The 26917-nt window shown below is 71.9% G+C and carries 14 protein-coding genes; all 14 read right to left on the reverse strand.

The features are described from left to right. Positions 1–4: 4 nt before the first annotated feature. Positions 5–12871 carry a filamentous haemagglutinin family protein gene (locus ACG00Y_RS06190; protein ID WP_394476976.1) on the reverse strand — a complete coding sequence of 4289 codons (12867 nt, stop codon included), beginning with the start codon at positions 12869–12871 and terminating at the stop codon, positions 5–7. A 4-nt stretch (positions 12872–12875) separates the two neighbouring features. Continuing rightward, the gene (locus ACG00Y_RS06195; protein WP_394476978.1) at positions 12876–14495 is read right to left on the reverse strand and encodes a ShlB/FhaC/HecB family hemolysin secretion/activation protein; all 1620 of its coding nucleotides are present in this window, start codon (positions 14493–14495) and stop codon (positions 12876–12878) included. Positions 14496–14745: 250 nt separating this feature from the next. Then, the gene (locus tag ACG00Y_RS06200; RefSeq protein ID WP_394476980.1) at positions 14746–15843 is read right to left on the reverse strand and encodes a PEP-CTERM sorting domain-containing protein; all 1098 of its coding nucleotides are present in this window, start codon (positions 15841–15843) and stop codon (positions 14746–14748) included. A gap of 210 nt (positions 15844–16053) precedes the next feature. Further along, entirely contained in the window at positions 16054–17565 is a 1512-nt protein-coding gene (locus ACG00Y_RS06205; RefSeq protein WP_394476982.1) for a hypothetical protein, read from the reverse strand. A 131-nt stretch (positions 17566–17696) separates the two neighbouring features. Beyond that, positions 17697–18482, reverse strand: coding sequence for a PEP-CTERM sorting domain-containing protein (locus ACG00Y_RS06210; protein ID WP_394476984.1), 786 nt, complete (start codon positions 18480–18482; stop codon positions 17697–17699). A 291-nt stretch (positions 18483–18773) separates the two neighbouring features. Continuing rightward, positions 18774–19628, reverse strand: coding sequence for an XrtB/PEP-CTERM-associated transcriptional regulator EpsA (gene epsA / locus ACG00Y_RS06215; protein WP_394476985.1), 855 nt, complete (start codon positions 19626–19628; stop codon positions 18774–18776). Between the two features lie 135 nt (positions 19629–19763). Beyond that, positions 19764–20291 carry a type II secretion system protein gene (locus tag ACG00Y_RS06220; protein WP_394476988.1) on the reverse strand — a complete coding sequence of 176 codons (528 nt, stop codon included), beginning with the start codon at positions 20289–20291 and terminating at the stop codon, positions 19764–19766. Next, positions 20278–20658, reverse strand: coding sequence for a type II secretion system protein (locus ACG00Y_RS06225; RefSeq protein ID WP_394476990.1), 381 nt, complete (start codon positions 20656–20658; stop codon positions 20278–20280). Before ACG00Y_RS06225 ends, ACG00Y_RS06220 begins: the two co-directional genes overlap by 14 nt. Next, positions 20658–21143, reverse strand: a complete 486-nt coding sequence (locus tag ACG00Y_RS06230) for a type II secretion system protein (RefSeq protein WP_394476992.1) — start codon at positions 21141–21143, stop codon at positions 20658–20660. Before ACG00Y_RS06230 ends, ACG00Y_RS06225 begins: the two co-directional genes overlap by 1 nt. Further along, positions 21118–23262 carry a secretin N-terminal domain-containing protein gene (locus ACG00Y_RS06235; protein WP_394476994.1) on the reverse strand — a complete coding sequence of 715 codons (2145 nt, stop codon included), beginning with the start codon at positions 23260–23262 and terminating at the stop codon, positions 21118–21120. The genes ACG00Y_RS06230 and ACG00Y_RS06235 overlap by 26 nt, the downstream gene beginning before the upstream one ends. Continuing rightward, positions 23259–23774, reverse strand: a complete 516-nt coding sequence (locus tag ACG00Y_RS06240; protein ID WP_394476996.1) for a hypothetical protein — start codon at positions 23772–23774, stop codon at positions 23259–23261. Before ACG00Y_RS06240 ends, ACG00Y_RS06235 begins: the two co-directional genes overlap by 4 nt. Beyond that, the gene (locus ACG00Y_RS06245; RefSeq protein ID WP_394476998.1) at positions 23771–24280 is read right to left on the reverse strand and encodes a hypothetical protein; all 510 of its coding nucleotides are present in this window, start codon (positions 24278–24280) and stop codon (positions 23771–23773) included. The genes ACG00Y_RS06240 and ACG00Y_RS06245 overlap by 4 nt, the downstream gene beginning before the upstream one ends. Beyond that, positions 24277–25344: a PilN domain-containing protein gene (locus tag ACG00Y_RS06250; RefSeq protein WP_394477000.1), complete on the reverse strand. Its 1068-nt coding sequence runs from the start codon at positions 25342–25344 to the stop codon at positions 24277–24279. The genes ACG00Y_RS06245 and ACG00Y_RS06250 overlap by 4 nt, the downstream gene beginning before the upstream one ends. Then, the gene (locus tag ACG00Y_RS06255) at positions 25325–26863 is read right to left on the reverse strand and encodes a GspE/PulE family protein (protein WP_394477001.1); all 1539 of its coding nucleotides are present in this window, start codon (positions 26861–26863) and stop codon (positions 25325–25327) included. Before ACG00Y_RS06255 ends, ACG00Y_RS06250 begins: the two co-directional genes overlap by 20 nt. Positions 26864–26917: the final 54 nt, after the last annotated feature.

A 26917-nucleotide genomic window follows, 5' to 3' on the forward strand; every position in this document is an offset into this window, starting at 1 on the left:
GGTCTTAGGAAGAGCCGAAGCCCAGGAATTCGAGTAGCAGGTTGCGGCGCTTGCGGCGCTTTTTCTTCTCGTCGTCTTCGCTGTCGCCGCTGCTCAGGCCCGCGCTGGCGGCGGCCAGCGTCGCGTTGGACGGCGCGGCGATGGTGGGCGCCTGCGCGTCGACCTTGCCGCCGCCCGAGGTCTTGCCACCGACCTGGATGTCGACGGCGTTGACCAGGCGTTCGGCCGCCAGCGTCGCGTTGCCCTTGGAGCGGATGCCCGCCTCGCCGGCATTGATCTCGCCGGCCGGCGCGAACAGGAAGAGGTTGCTGTCGGCGTTCAGCACCGCGATGCCCGAGCCGCTGAACGAGCCCGAGGTGTCGAACACCAGGTTGCCCTGGTCGTCCAGCCGCAGCACCGGGGCCGGCGCGCCGGTGACCGTCTTGGCGCCCCGGCCCGCGTCGATGTTGCCGGCCGAGGCCCATAGCAGCAGGTCGCCCTTGGCCAGTGTGAAGACACGCGACTGGTTGACCGCGAAGTCATTGCGCACGGCCGCGACGATGTCGCCGCCGTTGACCGTGACCAGCCCCAGCTCCGTCGGCGCCTTGGGCGAGCCGCTGGCGACGAGCTCGCCCGCGTTCGCTCCGCCGCCCGGCGCCAGCAAGCGGATGTCGCCCTGCTGCAGGGTCTTGATCTGGCTGGTCGGCAGACGCACCTCGCCACTCGGGCGGGCATTCAGCGCGTCGATGGGGAAGAGGCTGTTGATGGCCGCATAGCCCGGCGCGTAGGCGCGCCAGCGCTCGTCGCCGGCCAGCGCGGCTGCCGCCGCACCCGAGACTTGCAGTTCGGCCATCAGCTGCTGGTTCAGCCACGGCATCTGCTGCTGCAGCGGCAAGGCCTCGAAAGCCTGCAAGGCCTGGGCATCACTCATCGTGGCCAGCGCGCCGCCGAGGCTGCGCACATAGCTGCCCAGCGCGCCCAGCTCCTTGGCGCCGGCCAGGCCGGCCAGCAGTGTGTGGCGGCCAGCGTCGTCCATGCCGCTCAGACGCTGCGTCAGAAGCGGCGTGGTGATGCCGGCACGCTGGGCCTCGGGCAGCTGATCGAACACCTTCAGTGCTTGCGCCTCGCTCAGCTCGCTCCAGGCCGGCTGGTTGGTGCTGGCGAGCTTGGCGGCATAGTCCGTGACCTTGGCGTCGCCCGGCTCCACGCCCAGCAGCACCGCGATGCGCAACCGCTGCTCGGCCGCGTCTGCCCGTGCCGGCAGGCCGCGCACATAGCTGGCGATGCGGGCATCGACCGTGGCTGCACCCATCAGCTCGCGCAGCGCGGCCAGTTGTTCGCCGGCCGGCAGCGTGGCAAAGCCTGTGCGCTCGCCGCCCAGCGCCGTGTACAGCGAGGCCAGTCGGGCTGGCGTCCAGCCGCTGCTGCCCAGCAGCGCAAAGCCCTCGCGCACCGCCTGGCGGTAGTCCTGTCCATCGCCGCGCAGGCCGGCCACGACGGTGATGTCGCTGCCCCTGGCCGGCAGCAGGCTGCTGTTGCGCGTGCCGCCCAGCGCCACCAGGCCGCTGTTTTGCCCCAAGTCGATGTCGCGGCCGGCCAGCACGAGCAGCTCGCCCGGGCCGGCAATCTCCACCGCCACACCGCGCTGGTCTCGGCCCGCCTGCAGCCAGCTGAACTCGCGCACCTGCAGCGGCGTGCCGTCGCTGCCGACGCGCCAGTCCTGGTGCTGGATGCTGAGCTTCTGCCCGTTGCGGAAGACGATGTCGCGACCGGCCTCCAGCTGTACCGGCCTGGCGGAGACGATGTTGCTGTCGACGCGCACATCCTCACCCGCCACGATGCGCACCGCCGAGCGGTCGCTCGCATCCAGCTGCGCCGCGGTGTCCACGGGCGTGACGCCCTCCTGGTCGGCATAGCGGGTCGGCCGCAGGCCCGACAGCGGCTGGCCCAGCAGCGTGGCCAGGCGGTCGCGGTTGTAGAGACCGACCTCCAGCGGGTTGGCCTGGGCCGCGACTGCCAGGCCCGTCAACGTCACCGAGCCCGAGGCCAGGATCTCCGTGCGGGCATCGCGTTGCGGCATCTGCATCAGCGCGGCATCCAGCGTCACGTCGCCGCCGGGTGCCACGACCCGCAGCGTCTCCGGCAGCAGGCTCTCTGCCGCATCGCGAGAGCCGGGCTGGCCGCCTGAGCGCGCCGCGTCGCCGCGCAGCCGCAGCTCGCCGGTGTTGCTCAGCAAATCCAGCGACGCGCCCGCCGACAGGCCGCCCAGCACGCCGCCCAGGCCCAGCGTATTGGCGCTGGCGGTGGTCGTCATGCCGGCATCGCGCACGGCGGCGAGGTCCAGGCCGTCGGCGGTGCGCACGCGCACCTGGGTGCCCAGGTGCAGCAACTGCAGGCCGGCATCGACGCTGACCTGCAGGTCCGCCGGGTCACGGGCCACCGCGCCGCCGGCCTTCACATCCAGCCGCTCGCCGGTCGCGAACAGCCGGCCGCCGAGCACATCGCCGCCGGCCGTCAGGCTGACATTGCCACCGCCGCGCTGGAAGACCTGCGTGGCCGTGATGGCGGGGTCGTTGTCGGGCAGGCCGCGCCAGCCGCTGCCGGCTGCTGCGGCATGCACTTGCACGGCGTTGCCGCCCGCGGTCAAGCTGACATGGCCGCCGCCAAAGGTCGCGATGCCCTGGCCGAACTGGTCGTAGCGCGACCACCAGGCCGTGGGCGACATGCCGTCCACGCCGGAGCGCCACCACCACTGGCTGACGTCGTCATGTGTGCGGCCCAGCGCCGCGCCCTTCAGGTCCTTGCCTGCCTTGATGCTGATGCTGCCGCCGCGAGCCAGGAAGGGGCTGAGGCCGGCGGCCTGCAGGTCGGGCGCCAGCAGGCTGAGGTCCATGCCCAGATTGGCGTCGGCCGCAGGGATGGGGTCGGGCTCTGCCGGCGGCGGAGCAGGCGTGGGCACCGGTGCGGGCGGTGTGGGTGCCGTTGGGGCGGGCGTTGGGGCGGCTGGCGGTGTCGGGACCGGGGTCGTCACCTCGCCCGGCCGCGTCGGCGGGCTGGGCGGCAGGCTGCCCTGCGTTGTGTCGTTGCCATTGCCGGCCGAGGTGTTGCCGGCTTGTTCGGCGTTCTCGGCAGTCGCTCCGGTGTTGGCGGCCTTGGCAAGGCCGGTTCCGGTCGTCGCAGCTGTGGATGCTGATGCCGCCGGGCCGTTGGCTGGATGGGTTGTCGGTGGCGTCGGGGGCAGCTTGTCGCCCGTGCTTTCGTTGCCGTTGCCGGTGGAAGGGACAGTCGGCGCCGGTGGCGGGGTTGGAACAGGCGTGGGCGCCGGCGGTGGCGCGGGCACCGGAGTGGGCGCGGGGGGCGGCACCGGGACCGGCGTCGGTGCAGGTGGTGGTGTGGGAACCGGCGTTGGCGTTGGTGCCTGGCCAGGCGTCGTTGGCGGGGGCGGCGGCAGCTTGCCGCCCGTGCTCTCGTTGCCATTGCCCTCGGAAGGGACGGTCGGCGCGGGCGCGGGGCTGGGGGCCGGACTGGGCGGCGGCACGGGCACCGGAGTCGGCGCAGGAGGCGGCACCGGAACCGGCGTCGGTGCCGGTGGTGGCGTTGGAACAGGCGTGGGCGCTGGTGGTGGCGTTGGAACAGGCGTGGGCGCTGGTGGTGGTGTGGGAACGGGCGTGGGCGCAGGTGGCGGCACCGGGACCGGCGTCGGTGCCGGCGGCGGGGTTGGAACAGGCGTGGGCGCCGGCGGCGGCACGGGCACCGGAGTTGGCGCCGGAGGCGGCACCGGGACCGGTGTGGGTGCCGGCGGTGGCGTCGGAACAGGCGTTGGCGCTGGCGGCGGTGTGGGAACCGGCGTGGGCGTTGGTGCCTGGCCCGGCGTGGTCGGCGGGGGCGGCGGCAGCGTGTCGCCGGTGCTCTCGTTGCCATTGCCGGCGGAAGGGACGGTGGGTGCGGGCGCGGGGCTGGGAGACGGACTGGGCGGCGGCACCGGGACCGGCGTCGGTGCTGGTGGTGGCACGGGGACCGGTGTGGGTGCCGGTGGTGGTGTCGGCACCGGTGTTGGTGCAGGGGGCGGCACCGGGACGGGTGTCGGTGCCGGCGGTGGCGTCGGAACCGGCGTGGGTGCTGGCGGCGGCGTGGGGACCGGCGTGGGCGTGGGTGCCTGGCCCGGAGTGGTCGGCGGGGGCGGCGGTAGCGTGTCGCCGGTGCTCTCGTTGCCATTGCCGGCGGACGGGACGGTCGGCGTCGGCGCGGGGCTGGGCGACGGGCTGGGCGGCGGCACGGGGACCGGTGTGGGTGCCGGTGGTGGTGTCGGAACTGGCGTGGGCGCTGGCGGCGGCGTGGGGACCGGCGTGGGCGCAGGTGCCTGGCCCGGCGTGGTCGGCGGAGGCGGCGGCAGCGTGCCGCCCGTGCTCTCGTTGCCATTGCCGTTGGACGGGACGGTGGGCGTCGGCGCGGGGCTGGGCGACGGACTGGGCGGTGGCACCGGGACCGGTGTCGGTGCCGGTGGAGGCGTCGGAACAGGCGTCGGCGCTGGCGGGGGCACCGGGACCGGCGTGGGCGTGGGCGCCTGGCCAGGCGTGGTGGGCGGGGGCGGCGGCAGCTTGCCCCCTGTGCTCTCGTTGCCATTGCCCTCGGAAGGGACGGTTGGTGCGGGCGAGGGCGCGGGGCTGGGCGACGGACTGGGCGGTGGCACAGGAACCGGCGTCGGCGCCGGCGCCGGTGGCGGCGTGGGCACGGGCGTCGGCGCAGGCGGCGGCGTGGGGACCGGCGCGGGCGCTGGCGGCGGTGTCGGGACGGGCGTGGGCGTCGGTGCCGGCGGTGGCACGGGCGCTGGCGGTGGGGGTGGTGGGCTGGCCGGGGCGTCGAGGTTCTCGGGCTCCTGGCTCAGCACGGGGTGGCCGGTCGTGTAGACCTTGGCGCCGATGTTGCTCAGCACCACGTCGCCGGCCGAGGCGATGCGTATGTCGCCCGTGGTCGAGCGCACGGGCACGGTGGGCGGCGTTTCGTTGAAGCTCGCCGGTCGACCGATGAGGAGCTGGCTGTCGGTGGCGCCGTGGCGCGTGGCGAGCAGGTCGGCGGAGGTCAGGTCGGCGCCCGCCACCAGGCGCAGGCTGCCGGCGCGGCCGCTGACGGCGACCCAGTCGTCCAGCGCGGTGCTGGCGCTGCCGTTGGGCGACTGGAAGCCGGCGCTCAGGCCGTGGGTGATCTCAAGCTTGCCGGCGGCGCGCAGCGTGATCGAGGTTTCGCCGGCATGCGGCATGGCTTCGCGATCGGCCTTGACGAGCAGCGGCAGGTTCCAGTCGACGCCCAGGCGCATGTCGCCGCTGGACTGCAGCTCGGCACCGGCGCGCACACGCATGCGTGGCTGCAGGGCGCCGGGCGCCTGGCTGGGCTGCAACGAGCTCAGGCGCTGCGAGATGGATTCGGCCTGGGCTTCGAGGAAGGCGCGGCTCTCGTGGTCGACAAGTGCGGTGCCGAAGCTGCCGGGGATGGGGCCGGGGGGCGGCGTGGGCGCTGGTGCCGGCGCGGGAGTGGGTGCTGGCGCGGGGCCTGCCGAGCCGGGCGGCAGCTGGTCGCGCGTGGAGTCGTTGCCGTTGCCGGCCGAGGGTTCGGTCGCGCTGCTGGCGGTCAGTGCCATGGCTTGCGCGCCGGCAGCGGCAGGCTGCAGCGGCGGTGCTGGGGGCAGCTGGTTGCGCGTGCTGTCGTTCTCGCTGGGCGGGATGACGGGGCCGGGTACCGGGGTGGGCGAGGGCGCCGGTGCGGGGCTGGGCGCAGGGCTGGGCGCGGGAACGGGCGCCGGGGTGGGTGCCGGTGTTGGCGCCGGGGCAGGCGCACTGCCGATGCCGATCTCGGTGACGCCGTGGTAGACCTTGACGGCCTCCACGTCCACCAGGGCCACGCCGCGTATTTCGGCGGCGATGGGCTTGATGCGCACCTCGTTGCCCACGCCGCTGCCGTCCTCGGCCAGGCCTTCTCGGCTGGCGCGCAGCAGCAGGCTGCCGTGCTGGGCGGCGCTGCGGCCACGGGTGTCGATCAGCGCACCGGCGCCCAGGTCGATCTGGCCGGCCGTGCTGTGGATCTCCACGTCGCCGCCCTGGCCGGCCGGGCTGCTGGCCCGCAGTTGGGCGCCGCCGAGCAGGGTCAGGTCTTGACCCGCCGCCAGCACGATGCTGCCGGCATCGCCGCGCGTGCTGCTGCTGTTGAGCACACCGGCGATGTCCAGCTTGCCGGCGTCGCTGACGAGGCGGATTTCGCTGGCGGCAAGCGTGGTGCCGGCGGCCAGCAGCTGGTCGCCGCTGCGGTTGCGCACGCTGACGAGCTGGCCGAACTCGCCGCTGTTCAGGCGCGAGGCCAGGGCGGCGAGGTCCACCGCGTCGCGGCTGTCGAGCAGCAGGCTGGCGGCGTCGCCCTGGGTGTTGCCGGCCGCAGTGGCCGCGCCGCGCAAACTGCCGGCGATGTCGATTCGGCCCTGAGCGGCGGTGATGCTGAGCGTGCCGGCGTCGCCACCGGGCGCGGCCGAGACGTCGAGCAGCGAGCCCGCGTCGGCGCTGATGTTGCCGGTGCGGCTTTGCAGGTTGAGGCTGCCTGCGGCCAGCGCGATGTCGCTGCCGGCGAGTTTGACGGTCTGGCCGGCGACGCTGGTGATGGCGCTGGGCGCCAGGTGCAGCAGGCCACTGCTGCTCAGGTCGACGCGGCCGCCGCGCAGTTCGATGCGGCCGGCCTGCTCGATGCTGGCGGCGTCTATGGCCAGCCGGCCGCCCGGCTGCTGCTGGGCGGTGGTTGCGGCAGTGGGCGCGCCGTTGCTGGCCAGGCGGAAGGCGCCATCGGCGCGGATGCGGGTGTCGGCCTTGCCGGCATGCCCCAGCAGCGGGGCCGTCACGTTCAGGTGGCTCTGGGCGGAGAACTCGCCCGTGCCCTGCAGCCAGGCGGCCTCGCCCGCCTGCCAGGTGGTGGTCGATGCAGCGCTGTGCTGGGCTCCGCCGGCCAGCGTCAGCGTGCGGTCGGCCTGCAGCGTCAACTGCCCGGCGCGGTTGTCGGTGCCGGGGGCGACGCCGCTGCGGTTGGCCAGCACCAGGTCGCCGGCCTTCACGACGGCCTCGCCCAGCGTCGGGGCCAGCAGCAGCGGCGCGTCCAGCGTCAGGCGCCGTGGCTGCAGCTCGCCGAGGCTGTTGCCGGCCGCGAAGGCGATGCTGGAGTAGCTGCGCAGCGTTAGGTCGGCATTGCTGCCCTGGCCGCTCAGACCGCTCAGCCACGTCGGGTCCAGGCGCAGCCGGTTGGTGTCGGCGGGCAGGTTGCCCACGCTCAGCGCGCCGGCGCCCAGGGCCAGCGCCCCGGCCTGCAGGCCCAGCTCGCTGCCGATGGTGGCCCGGCCGGAGCTGTCCAGCGCGATGGCGCCGCTGCCGGCGGCCAGCTTGACCTGGCTGCCGATCTCCAGCAGGCCGCTGAAGTCCGGCGGCGTGCTGCGCAGCAGCTCGGCCCGGGCTTCGCTGCTGACGCGCAGGGCGGCGCCATCGCCGCTGACGCGGTATTGCCAGGGGGTGGACGAAGCCAGGCTGGTCGTCGGCGCGCTGGCGGTCAGCGTGCTGCCATCACCCAGCGTCAACGTGTCGCGCGCTGCCAGGGTCAGGTCTTGCGCCGACAACACCGTGCCGGCGGCCACGCGCAGCTCGCGCGCCTGCACGTCCAGCGGCAGCGCATCCAGCGCGGCGCCGGTGCCGGGCCGGGCGCCCAGCACCAGGCTCTGGGCGCCGAGCTGGTGCAGTTCGGCGGCGTTGAGCAGCAGCGTCTGGCTGTCGCCCGCGGCGAGCTGGCCGCCCACCTGGATCTGCTCAGCGGCGATGTAGACCTCGGCACCTCGGCCCGGCACGGCGGCGGCCGCGCCTTCCTGCAGGCTGCCGACGGCGCCGCGCAGCGTGGCCGCGATGGCCATTTGCTGGCCGGCCAGCACCAGGCGGCCGGCGTCGCGGGCGCCGGCGGGCACGGCGCTGCCGGCCTTGCTGGCGTTGGCGGCGAATTGCGCGTCGAAGTCGGTCAGGCGGATCTCGGCGCGCTTACGGGCCTGGGCGGAGGTCTCCAGCGTCCAGGCGCCGGGCAGCGCGGCCTGCAAGCCGGTGCCGGCGTCGGCCAGGCGGGCGCCGATGAGCTGGCTGCCGTCGACCTGGGTGATGGCCGTGCCCAGGGCTGCAACAGTGCCGCTGGCGGGGCGGATCAGGTAGGTGCCGTCCAGCACGGCATAGCGCGCGGGCAGCAGCGTGTAGCGGCCGGCGGGCACGGCGGCGCCCTCGCCGATGATGATCTCGCGGCCCAGGGCCGGCGTGGCGGCGGCCAGCGATGGGTCCCACAGGCCTTGCAGCTGGCGGCCAGGCAGCAGCGCGAAGGCGCCGTCGCTGCCGGTGAACACGTCGCGCGAGCCGCCCGGGCCGGGCACGAACTGCCAGCCCTTGAGCTCGCCACCGCCGCTGAGGTCGACGGTAGCGCCGGCCTGCAGCTCCTGGCGCGGCGACTCCAGCGTCACCGACTTGGCCAGCGGCGTGGTCAGTGCAGTGTCACGGTTACTGGGCGCCAACCAGGTGCTGCCGTTGAACTCGCCGAACAGCAGCGTCTGGCCGGCACCGCTGACCGAGGTCTCGCTGCCGGCCGCCAGCGTCAACTGCTCGCTGGCCTGCAGGCTGATGCTGCCAAAGGGCGCGCGCAGTACGCCGCCTTGCTCGATCTGCGCGGCCTTGATCGTCAGCTGGCCACCGGCGCTGGCAGGTTGGTCGGTGGGCTTGCTGGTCGCCGAGATGCTGACGAGGCGGCCGGTGGCGTCGAGGGTGAAGGGGGTGTCGGTGGCCGGGTAGATCTGGGCTGCGCGCAGGCTCAGGTCGGCCTGGGTCTGCAGCAGGCCGGCGCGGTCGGGGTCGCCGAAGGTGGCGGCCTGCAGGCGCAGGTCCTGCCGCGCCGTGACCGACAGCTTGCCCACGCCCTGGGTGACGAGGCGGTCGGCCAGCACGACGTTGTTGCCGGCCAGGTTCAGCGTGGCGCTGCCGCCTTGTGCGGTGGGCAGGTCGCGCCTGGCGCCGCCGGTGTCGATACGGGCCTGCTGGTTGCGCCAGGTCAGGTTGGCCGCCGTCAGCGAAGCCGCTGCAGTGCCGCTTTGTGACAGACGCGGCGCGTCCAGCGTCAGGTGGCGGTCGACGGAGAAGTTGACGCCATCGGCGATGCGCAGCCCGTCTTGCGCGGCCAGCGTCACATCGGCCGCGCCGCTGGCGGTGATCTGCGCGGCAGAGATGGCGGCGCTGGCCTGGTCCAGGCCTGTGGGCGCGGCGAGGGCGTCTGTTTGCAGGCCGGCGCTGGCCTGGCCGGGCTGCGCGGTGAGCTGCAGCTCGCGCACGGGCGGCAGCGCGCCGGCGGTGTCGCGAGCCCCCGAAGTCAGCGCCACCGAGAGGCGGCCGCCGGCTTGGCTGGCGTTGCCACCCGCAGCGCTGAACTGGCCTTCCAGCAGCATCGCGCCATTGCCGCTGAAGGCCAGGCTGCCACCGCTGCTGGCCACCGTCTGGCGCGAGGTCGTGATGGCACCGGCTTCGCGCAGCGAAACGTCCAGCTCGCCGACGGCGCCGTCCAGCTTGATCTGCGCGCCTTGCTGCCAGACGAGGCTGCCCGCCAGGCCGCCGCTGACGGCCGCGTTGACGCTGCCGCCGGCCAGCATCTGGCCGCGCTGCAAGCCGTCGTTGCTGGGCGTCAGCAGCCGTGTGCCCGCCACGTCGATGACGCTCTGCGAGCCCAGCCACAGGGACTGGGCAATCGCCTCGTCGCCGGCACCGGCATTGCGCGCCACGTTGAAGCCGACCGAGCCACCGGGCGCCTTGACGCTGCCGCGCCAGTCCAGCGCCGTGCGCGCCTCCAGCTGCAGGCTGGCTTGCGGGCGCAGCACGATGCTGGCGCCGGCGGCGGCCGTCAGCCGGCCTTCGCTGCGGCCCGCGCCCAGGCCGCTGGAGCGCAGGCTCAGGTTGACGACCGGCGGCAGGCTGTTGGCGGCTTGGCCGATGCGCATCGCCTCGGCGGCCGGCGAGCCGCTGGCTAGTTGCGTGGCGTCGGCCTTCGCAACCCAGGTCGTGACGACGGGTTCGAGGCGTGCGTTGGCGCCCAGGTCCAGGAACTGCCGGCCGTCCAGCGCAAAGCTGGCGAAGCCGCCCTGGTTGAAGAAGTCATTGCCGAGGTTGAGGTCGGCCGCGCGGTCACTACCGATGCCAATACTCTGCGTCGTCAGCGCCAGCGAGGCGCCGCGCTGCATCGAGTAGCCGCTGAAGCTGCCAGCCAGGTTCAGGCGCCGCTGATCGCGGTCGTTGGAGAAGCTGCCCAGGCCGGCCGACAGCGCGAGGCTGCCGCCATTGCCGCCGCGCACCGTGCCGCTGGCATCGACCCAGGCGCCGCCCGAGACGTTCAACGCCGACCCGGCGGCCGTGCTGACGCTGCCCCGGCTGCTGAGCTGGATGCTGCCGCCGCCCGTGCCCGCGGCCGAACCGACGCCGCCGTCCAGCGGCGCATTGGTCCAGACACCGGAGGCATCGATGCGGGCGCCCGCGCCCACCTCGATGCTGCCGCCATCCAGGCTGCGTGCCAGCAGGCTGCCGCCGGGCAGGCGGATGCTGCTGCCCAGGCGCACGCTGCCGCGCTCGGAGTCCAGCTCCAGGCTAGCCAGCAGCGGCAGGTTCAGGCTGGCGCCAGCCGGCAGGTCGAGGTCGCCCAGGGCCGCGATCTGGATGCGGCCGAAGCCGCCTTGCTCGATCTGCGCCAGCGACAGCTCGGCGCCGGCCTCGCTGGCGCTGGCCTTGATGGCTAGGCTTTGCAGCACGGCACCGGCGTAGCTGATGGAGCCGAAGTCGTTGCCGTGGCGAGGCGCGCCCAGCGTCAGGCCGCCGAGGGCGGCGCGGCTGTCCAGGCCCATGAGCTGGCGGCGGCCCTGGGTGCTCTGGCCGCCCAGCTCGCCCAGCAGGCTCAGGCGCGGCGAGACGATGCTGATGGTGCCGGCATCGCGGCCCTCGACATAGCCGGCCTCCACGCGCGCGCTGCCGGTCAGGCCGTAGGCGACGCTGGCGCCGTTGCGCCTCCAGCCGCTCCTGTTGACGAAGGCATTGCTGATGCCGCTGTAGACGAGGTCCTTGGGCGCCGTGTTCAGCGTGTAGACCTGGCCGCTCTGGGCGGTCAGCAGCGTCGGGCTGACGGTGGCCTCGCTGACCGTCACGCGGCCGCCGCTCACGTCCAGCTTGGCGCCGGTGGCGACATGGACCGTGCCGCCCGAGACGATGCTGAGCGTGCCGCCGGCCGACAGCCGCTCGCTGGCGCTGCGCTGCAGGCCGCTGCGGTAGCTGGCCAGGTCGCCCAGGATGTCGGACGCGGCGCGCACATCCAGCGTGACCTTGTTCTTGAACAGCAGGCCGTCCTTCTGCAGCGGCGCGTCCTTCAGGTCGTTGCTGCCGAGCAGCTCGGTGGTCACGAAGTAGCGCGAGGCGCTCACCGTCGTGTCGGTTGTGCCGGACAGGTCGATGCGGGCGCCGGCGTCGATGCTGAGGTTGCCACCGTCCGGGATGAAGGTCTGGGTGACGCCGGGGGCGGTGTCGTACGCAGGCGTCTGCGTCGCGCGCAGCGTGGCCTGGGCGCCGGGCGCGACGATGCTGGCGCCGCCCTGCAGATGGATGTCGGCGCCGGACAGCGCCAGGCGCGAGGCGGTGAAGCCCGCATTGCCGTCCGAGGTCAGCGGCTTGCCGTCGGCGCCCAGGTCGTCGGGCCGGATGGTGATCTCGCTGCCTGTGCCCAGCACCAACTGGCCGCCCACGCGGGCGCGCTTGTACTGCGGGTCGGAGGGCACCAGGCTGCCGGTGGCGTTGCCCTGAGCCAGCAGCAGGATGGAGCCGTTCTGCGACACGCTGGTCGTCGCCGAGATGCGGCCCGACTGGTTGACGGCCATGCCGACCAGCGTTGCGTTGCCGCGCGGCGTCGCGATCTCGCCGCTGGTTGCGTTGGTCACCGTGCCGTCGCCGGCCGTGCCCAGGTCGGCCCGGCCCACCTCCACCAACAGGCCGCGCAGCGCGGGCACATTGGGGTTGGACTCGGAGGCATACACCTTCTGGGCGGTCGGCGCGTCGGTGGGCAGGCGCAGATAGGCCTCGGCGCCCGCCGCGAGCACGGTTTGGCCGCCTGGCGTGGCGAGCTTGCCGGCGTTGTCCACCTGTTTGGCGAACAGGAAGATGCGCCCGCCCTCGGCGCTGGTCAGCGTGGCGCCGGCGTCGACGCGCACGAAGCTTTTGTCGAACAGCGACGCGGTGTTGTCGGGGTCGAAGCTGTAGCGGAAGGCCGGGTCGGGCCCGAGCACATTGGCCGAGAAGCCGACCTTGAAGTCGTCGTCGCGCGGGCTCAGCGTCGTCGCGATCAGGCTGCCCACGTTGACCTGGGCACCGCCGCCGAACAGGATGCCGTTGCGGTTGTAGAGGATGAGCTCGCCGCCGTTGGTGGCCTTGAGGCTGCCGTAGATCTGGCTGGGGTTGGCGTCGTGGATGCGGTTGAGCGCGCTGGCGCCGCCGGCCGGCATGTCGAAGGTGACCGAGCTGGACTCGCCGATGTTGAAGCTGGCCCAGTTGTAGATGGCGCGCTGGCTGCTCTGCAGCACGCTCATGTCCTGGCCACCGCGGCTGTTGGGCGTGACCACTGGAGCGGTCCTGCCGCTGCCGTAGACGCGCCAGCCGGCGGCCGACTTGGGCACGGGGATGGCGCTCGGAGCCGGCCGGGTCTGCGCATCGGCCTGCCAGGGCATGACGGCGGCGAGCGCCACGACCAGCGGCTTCAGCAGGGCATGGCCGGCATGGGGCCAGGGCGGCGAGGCCAGGGAGGCGGGCGGGTGGTCGGCTATGCGTGTCATGGTCTTAGAACTTCACTGCCATGCGGGCGTGCACGCGGCGGCCCGGTGGTGGGGCGCCAACGACGGCCTTGCGGGCCCGGGCCACTTGAAAGTCGAGGTTGACCCCGCTGCGGCTGGCAAAGCGCAGCCCCACGCCCGTGCCGAGCAGCGGCTGGCGGCGGTTCTGGCCGGCGTCCGGGTTGATGGTGTCCAGGCGGCCGGCGTCGACGAAGGCCAGCACGCTCAGCTCGCCCAGATCCTCGAAGGCCGGGCCGGGGTGGCGCCGCTGCAGCCAGGTGGCGAGGTTGGCGCTGCGCAGTTCCAGCGACGCGAGCAGGCCGTGGTCGCCGGCGGCAGCGCCCTCGTAGTAGCCGCGCACGCTGTCGGCGCCGCCGAGGCTGAACTGCTCGGCGCTGCTCAGCTGCTGGGATGCGAGCTGGCCGGCCACGCGGGCGGCGATGCTGAAGCTGTCGAAGACCTCGGTGTGGCGCAGGTCAAAGCGCAGCGTCGCGAAGCCGCCATCGGCGCCCTTGCGCTTGCAGCGGAACTGGTCGTCGTTGCCGATGCTGCCGTCCTCCAGCTCGCAGCCGTCGATGCGGCGCGCCAGCAGCGGGCGCAGGCCCACGGACATCGCCACATTGGCCTGCAGCTGCCGGCCCGGCACCGCCCAGTTGGCGGTGTAGCTGGCCTGCAGGGGCAGGTAGCGCAGCGGCTTGGCGATGCTGAGCTCGCCCAGCTTGATCTGTTCCTCCACGTCGCGGTAGTCCAGCCCCAGCGCCAGGCTCTGGTTGCTGCGCTCGGTGGCGCCGAGGTTGATGCCGTAACGCAGGCCGACGGTGTTGCCCTTGCCCAGCACCTTGACGCCGCCTAAAGCGTCGATGTTGGTGTTGGAGTGCACGGCGTAGAAGCTCAGGCTGTCGCCACCGGCCAGCGGCACGCCGTAGTTCAGCAGGGCGATGGTGGTCTGGTCGGGTTCGGTGGGGGCGGTGGTCAGCGTCAGGCCGATGCTGTGGCCGCGCTGCCAGAGGTTGTCGTAGCGCAGGCTGCCGGTGACGCGCTCGTCCGTCGTGTTGGCGCTGTTGGCGTTGCTGACTTCCAGCGTGGCCGACAGCGGTAGCTTGTCCTTGACCTGCAGCTCGGCCTCCACGGTGCCGGGCAGGCGGCCCGGCCTCAGCACGGGCTGCACGCGGCGCTCCTCGCCGGTGTTGACCTGGCTGAGCTGGCGCTGGACTTCATTGAAGTTGGGCACATTGCCCGGTGCGAGTTCGGCGACCTGGGTGCGGATGACGCCCTGGTCGTAGTAGCGGGCGCCGGTCACGGCCAGGCGCTCTATGCGGCCTTCCAGCACCGCCAGGCGGATGACGCCGCCGTCCACGCGTTGTTCGGGCAGGTCGACGAAGACGGTCAGGAAGCCGGCGCTCTGGTAGGCCTTCTCCAGCGCGGCGCGCGCGGCCTCGGCGTCGTCGATGCTGCGGCCGGGGCCCATGAAGGGCATCAGCGCTTTCTCGATGGCGATGGCCGTCAGCACGGTGTTGCCCTCGACCTCGAATTCCAGGATGTCGAAGCGCGGCGCCGGTGCGCCCTGCGCCCCGGCCAGCAACGGCGCGAGCGCCAGCAGCAGTGCAATCAATCCTCGGTACGACACGGCGGCACCCGCACCACGTGACGTGGGGCGGCTCTCTGGAGCAGATCTGTTGAGGGGGTGCCGAGTGAGCCTGCGCAGCAGCGCCGCGATGGCTTCAATCAGCTTGCCCGGAGTGTTCGCGTTGGCAGTGAACCGGCGATGAAGCGGCGTGGGCCGAACGGACTATGCCGCCCTGTCAAACGGGCAGGCGGGCGCATCGCGGCAACAGCGTGTTGCCGGATGCGGCCGGGCCGGCAGGCGTGCCTTGCGTTCAGCCTTGCCTGGCGCGACGCAGGCGACGCGCGCCGACCAGCATGGCCAGGCCGCCCAGCATCAGGCCCCAGCTCTCGGGCTCCGGCACGGCACTGACCGTGCCCAGCTGGAAGGCCACATCGTCGGCCGCCAGCCCGCCAATCAACCGGGCGCCGCCGCTCTGTGCGCTGTAGTCGATGGTGGACAGGCGGAAGCGACCGGCGTCGGTGCTGGTCAGGACTGTCGGGTTGGCGCCTGCCAGCGTGTAGCTGAGGAAGTGCTTGCTGGAGGTCGGGTCCTTGATGAAGCCCCAGTAGCCGTCGCCGCCGAGGTTGTCGAACTCGTCGTGGGTGACGCTGACGTCGTCAATGCCGGCCGCCGGATCGGCGGGGTCGACGAGGGTCGGGGTCAGGCGATAGAACCAGGACGAGGTGCCGATCGGGTTGCCGGCGCAGACCTGGAAGTTCAGGAAGCAGGAGCCGTCGCCTGAGCCGGAGGCTGAATCACCGAAGCTCGTGTTGCGGGAGAAGTAGGTCAATGAGTTGCCCGCATCCTTGCTCGCGACGGCACTGCCGTGGTCTGCCGTGTCATGGGTGCTTGCGAGGATGTCTGCGTTGGTGGCGCCGTTCAGCGTGCTGATCGTTGTGGACGTGAGGACGGCGCTGGTGCCAGCCAGTGCCGGCGACCTCAGCGACCGCATGCCGTCGTAGCTGATCGTCTGCTTGGCCACCGAGCCATTGTTGGTCAGCGTCGTGAACGCCGTGCGATTGGTTTCATCGCTTTGGTCGACGGCAAAGCCCAAGAGCATCCAACTGGTGGTGGCCAGGTCGGCGGCGTTCATGAAGGTCTGGAACGCGCTGTCGGTGGTGGGGTCAAGCGTCCTGAACAGGGATGCGCCCACGTCCTGCTGGGCCGTGGCCCAGAAGTCCTTGGCCGAGATGCCGAGGTCCAGCGTGTAGCTCATCTTGGCCGTGACGGGGTCCATCACCACCAGGAAGAGTTCGCCGTTGTCTGGCCCGGTCATGATGGCGGCGTTGGTGCCTGTTCCGAGGGCCGCTGCCGCGACGAAGACGGCGGACAGAGCCATGCGTTTAAAGGGGATGGAGCGGTGCTTCATGGGGGCGTCGATCAGGCGAATGAACCAGCCGTCAGTATTCGAGGCGCGCGTGAATCGGTCGCGAAGCAGAACCGCCGGCCCATGGCCCATTCGGACCATGTCCGGGCGCGCTGCGGGTGACCGATCCACAACGGAAAAGGGGCACGCCAGAACCCGGCGCGCCCCTGGGTCTTGCCGATCGGCCGAAGCCGACCGGCAGGATCGTCTGGCTTAGCGAACGTACTTCAGCGTCGTGCAGCTCTGGCCGGCCAGACGGGCCACGCGGGATGCGAAGGGCTTGTCGTTGGCGTTCAGCGCCGGGTACTGGCCCAGGGCGGCCCAGGCACCCGAGGGCGAGGCCACGCCTTGCTGCACGTCGACGTCCAGGACGCGCAACGAAGCAGGCTTGGGTGCATTGACACGCACGGCGTTGATGAAGCTCAGCTTGTCGGCATCGACAGCAGCGTTGGTGCTGTTGTACTGGAGGGTCGACTCGTAGACGAAGTCGTAGTCGCCGGTGACGGCACCCTTGCCGGTGGCGGCGTCATAACGAACCGGCTGCATGCCGTCGATCTTCACGTAGCGATAGCCACCGTCGCCGGCGCTGCCCGGCAGGGCGCCATTGGCCAGCGGGTTGTTCTCGCGGCCGATGACAGCCAGGCCATAGGCGCCGGTCAGCGCGTCGACGGCCTTCAGGCAGTTCAGCACGCCACCGCTGCCCGACTGCTCGTTGACGATGTAGGAACCGGTCACGGCGGGCGCCGGCGATGTCGTGCCAGCCTGGCGCAGCGGGGAAGCTGCGGCACCGCCACCACAGGGGCTGTTGGCGAAGTAGAGGTTGGACGCGGCTTGCGTGCCCGAACCCGGCTGGCGGCGGCAGATGTTGAAGGCCTTGGTGTTGACGGCGGCATCAGCGGCTTCGCTGATGACCAGGCCCCAGCCGCGCTTGGTCGTGTTGGAGGCCGACAGGCCGCCGGTCAGGAAACCACGGATGAAGGTGGTGGGCAGGCTGGGGCGGAAGGCGTCGCTCTCGTCGACGGTGGTGGCGCTGGCCAGTGCGGGGAACTGCGTCTTCTGCAGGGCCAGGTAGGCCTGCTTGTTGACGGCCACGCCGAAGATGGCCTGGACGAAGGAGTTGGTCACCAGGTTGGACAGGTCGACCGAAGCCACCGAGCCGCTGCCCGGGTTGCCCGGCGTGTTGTCGGTCAGGTTGGGGGCCACGTTGAGGACGGCCGGCTCGACGTCGGAGATGCCGGCGTCGGAAACGCGGTTCTCGGTGCCGGAGCACAGGTAGTTGGGCACCAGGATGTCGCTGAACGCCGGGTTGGGCGTGACGGCGCAGGTCGCGTCGTCGACGATCTTCATGTGCGCCATGGCCGAGTTGGTGGCGATGGGGTTGGCGCCGGCGGTGGAGCCGCTCTGGTCGCGCTTGTAGATGACGACATCGGTGCCGGCGGCGTAGTTGCCGGCAGCAGCCTTCAGCTTGCAGGCGTAGGCGCGGTGGTTGACGCCGTCGGTGTTGTCAACGGGCAGCGCGCCGTTGAAGTAGACGTGCAGCGTGGCGGTGTCGCAGATCTCGGCCGCGTAGGCGCCGAAGGTCAGGCGCAGCGCGGAGGCGCCGGAGAAGGTGACTTCCTTGAGTGTGCCGGCGGTGCGCGAGGCAGCGATCTGAGCCGGGGTCAGGGCATGGGCGCCGGAGGCAGCAACCAGGGCGGCGGCAATGGCGAGGAGGCGGAGCTTCATGATGAGGTGTCCTGTCAGAAGGAGGCGTGCGAGTGCATCCCTGTGCTCGGTCGAGCACATGATGCGTAGGTAGTGGTGCAGAGAGAGTGGGAGCCGCCGCAGGCCGCAGCGGCTCCAGGCCGGGACGGTCTTTAGACCGAGCGGCGGCGGCGAGCGATGAAGCCGACGGCAGCCAGGCCGCCGAGCATCAGCGCATAGGTCTGCGGCTCGGGCACGGCCGAGACGACGTTCAGCGTGGCGCCGTCGAAGCTGACGGTGACGCCGGGGACGGTGTTGGCGATGACGGGCAGCAGGCCGTCGTCCGGATCGGCGCCGGTCATGAGCACGAGGCTGGAATCAACGCCGACGGCATTGCCGATGCGGGTGTTCGTGCCGCCGAAGCTGAAGAAGGTGGACGCCGCATAGCCCAGCGTGCCCTTGGCGTTGAAGCTGGTGCCGTTGTCTTCCGGCAGGCCGAAGTGAGTGCCCGTGCCGTTGGCGTTCTGGCCCACCAGGCCCGTGAAGCCCCATGCGCCCACGAACTCGTCGCCGCTAAAGCCGAAGGAGGCGGCACTGCCGCCGGCGCCGACCGTGCTCAGCGCGCGGATCTGGGTCACGTCGAAGTTGCCATTGCCGTCGAACACGAACAGCGCCCAGCGGGTGCCGGTGGTGCTGGAAGGCGAGCCGTCGAACAGGTTGGTGTCGCTGGCGATGTACTTGTTCCACTCGGTGCCGGCCACGGCGCGGCTGAAGTTCATGTTGCCGGCCAGGAAGTCATTCAGGCTCACGCCGGTGTCCAGGATGAAGGAACCGTTGTTGTCGCCGATTGCGAAGAAGATTTCCGACGTGCCGTCGGCCACGGCCTTGATGGTGGCCAGGGCCGGGGCGCTGACGGCCGCCAGAACGGCAGCAGCCGCGAGGGTCTTGATGAATTTCATGCAATTACTCCAATGAGAAGTGGTGTGGATGTCATTCCGGCGGGCGAGCCCGCCGGCCGTGCTGAGCGACACCTGAGCGGACCGTGCAGGCCCATCGCTGCGCCCGTCTGTCCGTCTGGGTGTTAGGGCCTGACCCCGGTTCAAAGAACACATGTCCTGCGACATTGAGAACTTTGTCAGTGCGCCATGACATGGACAAAGGCGAGATCGCGACTAGGGGGAACCGAACGGACTACGCGGGAACCCGGTGCGCCCAAAAACCACCCCCTCAGACAAGGGGGATGCAAGCGGTCAGCGCCGCTGCGCCGTCAGCTCGCCGGGCTGGGCCGAGCTGCTGAGCAGGTTGAGGCTGATGGCGATGGCGACGGCCTGGGCGCGGTTGGCGGCACCGAGCTTGCGCAGGATCTTCTGCACATGGTTCTTCACGGTCAGTGCGCTGATGCTCAGCGTCTCGCCGATCTGGGCGTTGCTGCAGCCCTCGCGCAGCCAGCGCAGGATCTCGCGCTCGCGCTCGGTGACGTGCGAGCCCGAGCGGGATGTGGCGAGCGTGGGTGGCGGCAGCTCGCGCAGTTCGCGCTCGATCACCTGCACGCGCTGCCAGGTGCTGTGCATGTGCGGCATCAGCAGCTCCAGGCAGAAGCGGTGGCGGGCCGAGTAGGGCTCGCCCTGGCTGGCCAGCACGAAGAAGCTCTCGATCTCGTTGGGCCGCTGCGGCCGCGACACGCCATGCGCCACCAGCTCATGAAAGCCGGCCGCCTGCAGCAACTGGCGTTGCTCGGCGTGGGTGTCGGGCAGCGGTGTGTGGGTCAGGTTGAGCGTGATGGGCTTGCAGCGCGCGCGCAGCCACATCTCCTGCAACTGGACGAGCAGGGCGCTGCGCGTGTCGGCAAAGCTGGTCAGCAGCGCGGCGTCGACGGGCACGGCGTTGAAGGCCTCGAACTGCAGCTCGTGGCGGCTGCGCGAGTAGGCGCCGCAGATGCCCAGCTGGTGGGGCAGCAGCACCTGCAGGCTGCCCTGCATCCAGACGAAGAACTGGTAGCGGCGGCGCACGTCCAGGCCCGCTTCCGCCGAACTGACGATGGCTTCGACCTGGTTGTCGCTCAGCACGAGCGAGGTCGGGGCCGAGTCGGGGGGGCTCTGGGTCATGGATGGCGACAAAACTTTGCGTCCTGGAAGGGAACCCGGAGGGCTGCCGTGAATCAAAGCGGCGCGAAAGACGGGAGGCTAGGGCCTGCGCATGACCGGGCGTTGAAGGGCCGGTGAAGGCATGGGCCGTTCGGACTAGGGTGAAACCGCGGCGCTGCTGGCAGCGGGCTTGCCTGCAGCCTGCAGATAGGCCTCATGGCGGAACAGCAGGTCGCAGGCGGGTTTGGCGTCCTTGCTGTCGCGCTTCAGCAAGGCGCGCGTGCTGCTGCTGCGGACGGCGCTCAGGCCCGGGGTGGCCGAGCCGCTCTTGGGCGGCGCGCTGCAGCCGTGTTCGCCGGGTGCCAGCCAGACCCAATCGCCACCTGCCGGGCCACCCAGCGGGTCGGCACGCAACTGGCGCAGATGCCGCACGATGCGGCCCGAGCGGCGGTCCTCCAGCAGCGCGTCGACGCTGGCCGGCAGCGCGCGGCTGCCGGCCGGGCTGGCCTGCACATAGCTGGCGATGGCACGCGCGATCTCGGCGCCGCGAAAGGCCAGCTCGGCCTCCTGCTCACGCAGCGCGCGTTGGCGGGCCTGCTCGCCCAGGGCCGCCAGGCCGATGCCGCCGATGACCATGGCGAACAGCAGCAGCAGGTAGGTAAAACCTTGTTCACCAGTCCGCATACAAGCTGCCATCCGGCGCGCGTTCGGCGCTGCCGCTGCGCACGTCGAACACCTGGCCGGCGATGTCGGCATCGGCCGGCGGCAGCAGCACCACCCAGCCCTGGCGGCTGCCGGTCAGCGGGTCCTCGGGCAGTGCGCGCAAGTAGCGCGTTTGCACCAGCTCATCCAGGCTGTCCGGGTAACGGCCCCTGTCGGCGGCGAAATGGTCGATGGCGTCGCGCATGACGCGCAGTGAGGACTTGAGGCTGTTCTCCTTCGCCCGGTCGACGCTGTTGAAGTAGCGCGGTGCGGCGATACCGGCGAGCAGGGCGACGATGGCCATGACGACGATCAACTCGATGAGGGTGAACCCACGGGCGAGCTTCATCACCAATCCCGATAGCGCGAGCCGTCGATCGCGCGCGCCTCGGAGCGTGAATGGACGTCGTAGACATCGCTGCCCGGCCTCGGGTCACTGGCCGGGCTGTCGTAGCTGCGCAGGCCCCAGGTGGCTTCAGCGGGCAGGCTCTTGTCGGCCAGCGGGTCGCGCGGCAGGCGGCGCAAAAAGTAGATGCGCTTGGCGCTGTCAGGCTGGCCGGCCAGCGGCATGCCGTCGACGAGGGTGCGCAGGTCGGGCGGGTAGCCGTTGTCGCCCACGGCCACCTTGACGCGGCCATCGCGCACGGCCTGGCGGTAGTCGTCCAGCGCGCCGCGCAGCGTGCGCAGCGCATGGCGCAGTTCGTACTCCTGCTCGCGCTTGTGCGCCCACAGCAGCAGCGGCTGGGCGGCGGACACCAGCACGCCGACGATGGCGACGACGGCCAGCATCTCTACGAGGGTGAAACCTCTACCTCTCGACCACGACACTGGCATTGCCCTCCGCACGTAGCGGCACGCTGCTGCCCTGCTCGTCGCGGCCGATGGCGCTGACTAGGCTGAACTCGGCCGTCTGACCGCCCGCCGCCGCCAGCGCGCGCAGCACGAAGACGACCTGGCCGCCGCGGGCGCCGAGCTTGAAGGACAGCCGGCCGTTCGGCGGCACGCCCGCCTGCGCCGGTGCAAACAGCGAGGGGTCGTAGGCCAGCTCGCCCTCGGCGGCATGGGGTGTCGGGTTGAACACGGTCACCGACACCAACTCGCCAACGACGGCGTCCCCCGTGGCCGACAGGCGCAGCGCGTCGTTGCTTGCCGCAGCCGCAGCAGGCGCGCCGACCGCAGCGGCCGGCGCCGCGCCCGCCATCGGCAGCGCCACCTGCGCCGCCGGCCGCAGCCGCGCGCCTTCCGCGCCGGGGTTGGCGTCCACGCCCGAGGCGAGGATGCTGCGGCTGGCGTCCGGCAGGGTCAGGTTGCGCAGCACATGGGGGGTGATCAGCAGCACGATCTCGCTTTTGCTGCGCGTGTCGGTGTGCACGCCGAACAGGCGGCCCAGCAGCGGCGTCTCCGACAGATAGGGCACGCCGCTGATGCCCTTGCCGTCCTCTGCCTTGATGAGGCCGGCCAGCACCTGCGTCTCGCCATCGCGCAGGCGCAGCGAGGTGCTGGCATTGCGCGAGCCGATGCGGTAGGCGGTGGCCGGCTGGGCGCCGCCCGAGCTTTCGCGGGCGCCCAGCGTCGACACCTCCAGGTTGACCTTCATGACGACCTCGTTGTCCAGCTGCACGGTGGGCTCGACCTCTAGCTTGATCCCGACGTCCAGGTAGGTCACCGCCGTCGACACGCCGACATTGGCCGTCGACGTGCTCGTGAAGACCGGCACCTTGTCGCCGATCTGTATCCGCGCCTTCTCGCGGTTGCGCGCGCGCAGCTTGGGGCTGGCCAGCGTGTTGGTGGCGCCCGCGCTGCCCTTGAGCCGCGCCGTGACGATGGGGTTGGCCACCAGCGTCATGAAGCTGCCGCGGCTGCTCCACGGCACCAGGCTGCCGGCATTGGGCTGGCCGTATTGAATGTCGGTGGACGGCTGCAGGCCCAGCTCGGCGGTGCGGTCGCTGCTGATCTCCAGCACCTCCACGTCCAGCATCACCTCGGGCTCGGGCAGGTCCAGGCCGGCGATGAGCTGCTCCACCATCGCGATGACCTCCGGCGTGTCGCGCGCCACCAGCAGGTTCAGCCGCTCGTCGATGAAGACATCGCGCGTCTTGGCCATCATGCGCACCAGCGCCTGGGCCTGCTTCACGTCGGCGTTGTTCAGGTAGAAGCTGCGCGTGACCAGCTCCTGGTGCTCGCGCTGCTTGGCCGCCGTGGCCGGGTAGATCAGCACCGAGCGCTCGTTGAGCAGCTTGCGTTCGAGCTGCTGTGTGGACAGGATGACGCGCATGGCCTCGTCCAGCGTCACGTCCTTCAGATAGATGGTGACCTTGGCATCGCCGCGCACCTCCTTGTCGAAGACGAAGTTGACGCCGGCACCGCGCCCCATGGCCTCGAAGACCGTCCGCAGCGGCGCGTCGCGGAACTCCAGGCTGACCGGCTTCTGGTAGGCCTCGGCGAGCGCCGACGGCAGCGGCGGCGGGCTGTAGCGCTGGCGCAGCTGTACCTGCAGTTGCAGTGCCTGCGGCTGGCCGGGGTCTTCGGCCAGCACCTGCTGCACCGTCTGGCGGGCGGCGTCCAGGCGGCCGGCCTGGAACTGCGCTTGGGCCTCGCGCAGCCTGGCTTCGTGGCTGCGGGCGCGGGCCAGCGCCTGGGTCAGGGCGCGGGTGCGCGGCGCTTCCGCGTCCACGGCCTGCATGCGCTTGACGAGGGCGTCCAGCGCGTCGAGCTGCCCCAGGGTGCGGGCCGTCTCGGCCTGGCCGGCGAGGGTCTGCAGGCTGCGCTCGCGCTGGCGGGTCAGCTCGGCGCGCAGGGCCAGGTCTTGCGGCTCGCGCTGGCTGATGTCGGCCAGCAGACGCAGCGCGGCCTCGTGGTCGCCGCGCCGCGACAGCGTGTCGGCCTCACGCAGGGCGGGGTGGGCGCAACCGGCCAGGAGCAGGGCCAGGGACAGAAGCAGGACGGGTTTCATGAGGGCGGGAAGGCGATGAACTGGCTGGGCCCGTCGGGCAGGCGCTTGAGCCGCAAGCCGCCCGGCTCGATGGCCTCGATGCGCCACTGGCCGTCGACTACCTCGCCGGCGCCGAGCACCAGGCTGCGCTGGGCACCGTTGAGCACGACGCGCGGGCGGCTGTCGGTCATGCGGCCGACGAGTTCGTAGGGGAAGGGCGGGGCGGCGTCGTCGGCGTCGGGCTGAGCGTTGGGCGTTTGAGTTGGTGATGCGGCGACAGCGGTGGGGGCGGGCGGCGCCGTGTCGGCCCAGGCGCGGCGAGCCTCGGCGTCGGCCTCGGGCCAGGCGGTGCGCGTTGCCGATGCGGGGCCGGGCCAGTCCTGAGCGGCGGCGGGTACGGCGGCAGCGACGCTGCGGCGGGGTGCTGGCGCGGCGACTTCGGGTTCGTCGTTGCTGGCCACCCAGGCGGTGGCTGCCAGGCTGAGGCCCAGTGTGGCGAACAGCGCGATCTGGCGGGGTGCAGGGCGCTTCATCTTGCCGCCTGCATGTGCAGCACCCAGGCCAGCTCGGCCTTCAGCTCGCCCGTCGCATCGCGACGCAGCCGCAGCGCCTCCAGCGCCAGCGCCGGGTCGCGCCGCAGCGCCTCGGCGACAAAGCCGCGCAGCGCGCTGTAGCGGCCGGCCACCGTCATCGCGATGCGGTATTGGGCCAGGCCCAGCTCGCGATCGGCCTGGTAGCGGAACTCGCTGCGCGGCCAGGGCAGGCCCTGCTCGGCACTCAGCGCGAGCAGGGCGGCGGTGCGCGCCTGGCGCTCGCTGTCGGGTGGCAGGCTTTGTGCGAAGGCACGGGCATCTGCCGGTGGCGGGGCCGGTGCCCGTTGCAGCACGAGGCGGCGGGCGGACAGAGCCTGGCGCTGGGTGTCCAGCCGCGCCTGCTCGCGCGGCAGCCACAGCGCGCCGGCCACCGCCGCCAGCGTCAGCACGGCAGCCAGCGTGGCGGGCCAGCCCAGGCGCTGGGCAAGCTGCAGCGCGCGCCTCATCGTGCCACTCCCGCGCGGCGTATCAGCTCGAAGCGCAGCAGGCCGGCGTCGGCTGGCGAGTCGGGGCGCTGCAGCCGCGTCAGCACGACCTCCTCGCCCGGCGCGGACTGCAGGGCGAGGCGGTCGACCAGCTGGGTCACTGCATCGGCGGCGTTGGCCTGGCCCTCCAGGCGCAGGGTCTTGCCGTCCAGGTCCAGCGCGGTGAGCTGCAGGCTGGGCGGCAAGGCGCGCTCCAGCTCGGTCCAGCGCGCGGCCCAATCAATGTCGAGCTGGTGGGCGGCGGCCCGGGCGCGGCTGCGTGCGGCGGGGTTGGGCGCCTGCGCCTTCGACGTGGCGGCCGGGTGGGCAAAGCGGTCCAGCACGGCGGCCTGCTCGGCCAGGCGCTGGGCCTCCTCGCGCTGGCCATGTGCCTGCACGGCGACGAGCACGCAAGCGATGGCGGCCGTGGCGGCCCAGGCCCAGAGCAGCGGGCGCATGCGCGTGGGTTGGGTGATGAAGTCGGGGCCGGGCTGGCCTTCAGCTGCGGCGAGCAGCGCCTGGGCCTGCTCGATGCACGCGCCTTGCAGCTCCTGCAGCAGCGCCTCGTCGGCATGGCGCTGCTGCAGCTCGACGAGGCGCCCGTCGCGGCGGCGCAGCCAGGTCAGCAGGTCGCCGTCGACGATGGCCCAGTCGCCATTCGTGGCGGCCGCCAGCGTCCAGCTGGGCCGCAGGGACGTGATGCGCACGCGGTGCGCCGCCGCGGTCGCCTGCAGCGCCGCCAGGTCGATATCGGCCAGCGCGCAGGCGCCGCGTGCCCATGCGGCCAGCGGCCAGGCCTGGGCAGCAGGGCCGAAGTAGTGCGTGAACTGCAGGCGCGCATAGGCCACCAGCGTGTCCTCGTCGGCCAGCGGCAGGTCCTCGGGCACCAGCAGGCTGTGCATGTGCCGGGGCCCGGCCAGCAGCTCGACGCGTGCGCCGGCATGCGCTGCGCACCAGGCCGCGAAGTCGTGCCAGGTCTTGCCTTGCGCGTCGACAGCCGTGCCGTCGGCCGCCAGCAGCAGCCGCTCAGTCCGCGAGCGTGACACGTTCCAGCTCCTCCAGCGTCGAGTCGCCACGCAGTACCAGCGCCACCGCTGCATCGCGCAGCGAGCGCATGCCACGCCCGCGCGCCATCTCCTTGATGCGGCCCAGCGGCGCGCGGCTGGCGATGAGGTCGCGCAGTTCGTCGTCCAGCCACAGCAGCTCGCTGACGGCGCGGCGGCTCTTGTAGCCGGTGCCGCGGCAATGCGTGCAGCCCTTGCCATGCAGCAGCGCCGCGTCCTCCGGCAGGCCGTGGTCGCGCAATTGCGCGGGCGTCGTTGCCAGCGCTTGCCGGCAGTGCGTGCAGTTGATGCGCATCAGCCGCTGCGCCAGCACGCCGTTCAGGGCCGACACGACGTTGTAGAGATCCAGCCCCATGTGCATGAAGCGGCCCACCACGTCGAAGGCGTTGTTCGCATGCACGGTGCTGAAGACGAGGTGGCCGGTCAGCGCCGCCTGCACGGCGATCTGCGCCGTCTCGGGGTCGCGTATCTCGCCCACCATGACGCGGTCAGGGTCGTGGCGCAGCACCGAGCGCAGGCCGCGTGCGAAGGTCAGGCCCTTCTTCTCGTTGACGGGGATCTGCACGACGCCGGGCAGCTGGTACTCGACCGGGTCCTCGATCGTGATGATCTTGTCGCGGCCGGTATTGACCTCGCTGATGGCGGCGTAGAGCGTCGTCGTCTTGCCCGAGCCGGTGGGGCCGGTCACGAGCAGCATGCCGTGGGGCTGGCGGGCCAGCGCGCGGATCTGCGCACGCGCTTCGGGTTCGAAGCCCAGCGCATCCAGCGTCAGCGCGCCTTGCGCCTCGATCTGGGCGCGGTCCAGCACGCGGATGACGGCGTCCTCGCCGAAGACGCTGGGCATGATGGACAGGCGAAAGTCCACCTCGCGGCCTTGCACGCGCAGCTTGAAGCGGCCGTCCTGCGGCAGGCGGCGCTCGCCGATGTCCAGCTCGGCCATGACCTTGAGGCGCGACACGAGCTGCTCGGCGGCCTGCGTGCCGTCGATCTGTTTCACATCGAGCATCACGCCGTCGATGCGGCTGCGGATCTTCATGCCGCGCAGCTGGCACTCGAAGTGGATGTCGCTGGCGCCGTCCTGCAGTGCGTCGTAGAGCGTGGCGTCGAGCAGGCGGACGACGGGGCTGGCTTGCTCGGCGAGGTTGAGGGCGGAGAGTTCTTGTGCGGTGTCGGTGTGGGCGGCGTCGCCGAAGGATGCAGCCATGGCGCCGAGGGCGCGGTAGTCGGCCTCGCCGGCTTCAAGCAGCGCGTCGATGTCGGCGGGGTCGCAGGGCCACCAGAGGACGGGCTTCTTGAGATTGGATTCGATGCGTAGGCGCAGCAGGGGTTCGAGTGGGCGGTCAGCGAGGAGTGCAAGGCGGCCGGTGGCGGACGTGGCCATGACGGCGCGCCAGCGTTGGGCGTCGGCTTGGGGCCAGGAAGCGAAGGTGAGGGCCCAGGGGGCGTCGTGGGCGGGCAGGCGGTCCAGCACATCGGGCTTGGTTTCGATGGCGGCGTTCATGCTGTTGCCTGGTGTTGGTTGACGCCAAGGCCCAGCGGGGATTTCGCCCCCGCA

Source organism: Pelomonas parva (assembly GCF_043555835.1).
GTDB classification, from domain to species: Bacteria; Pseudomonadota; Gammaproteobacteria; order Burkholderiales; family Burkholderiaceae_C; genus Pelomonas; species Pelomonas parva.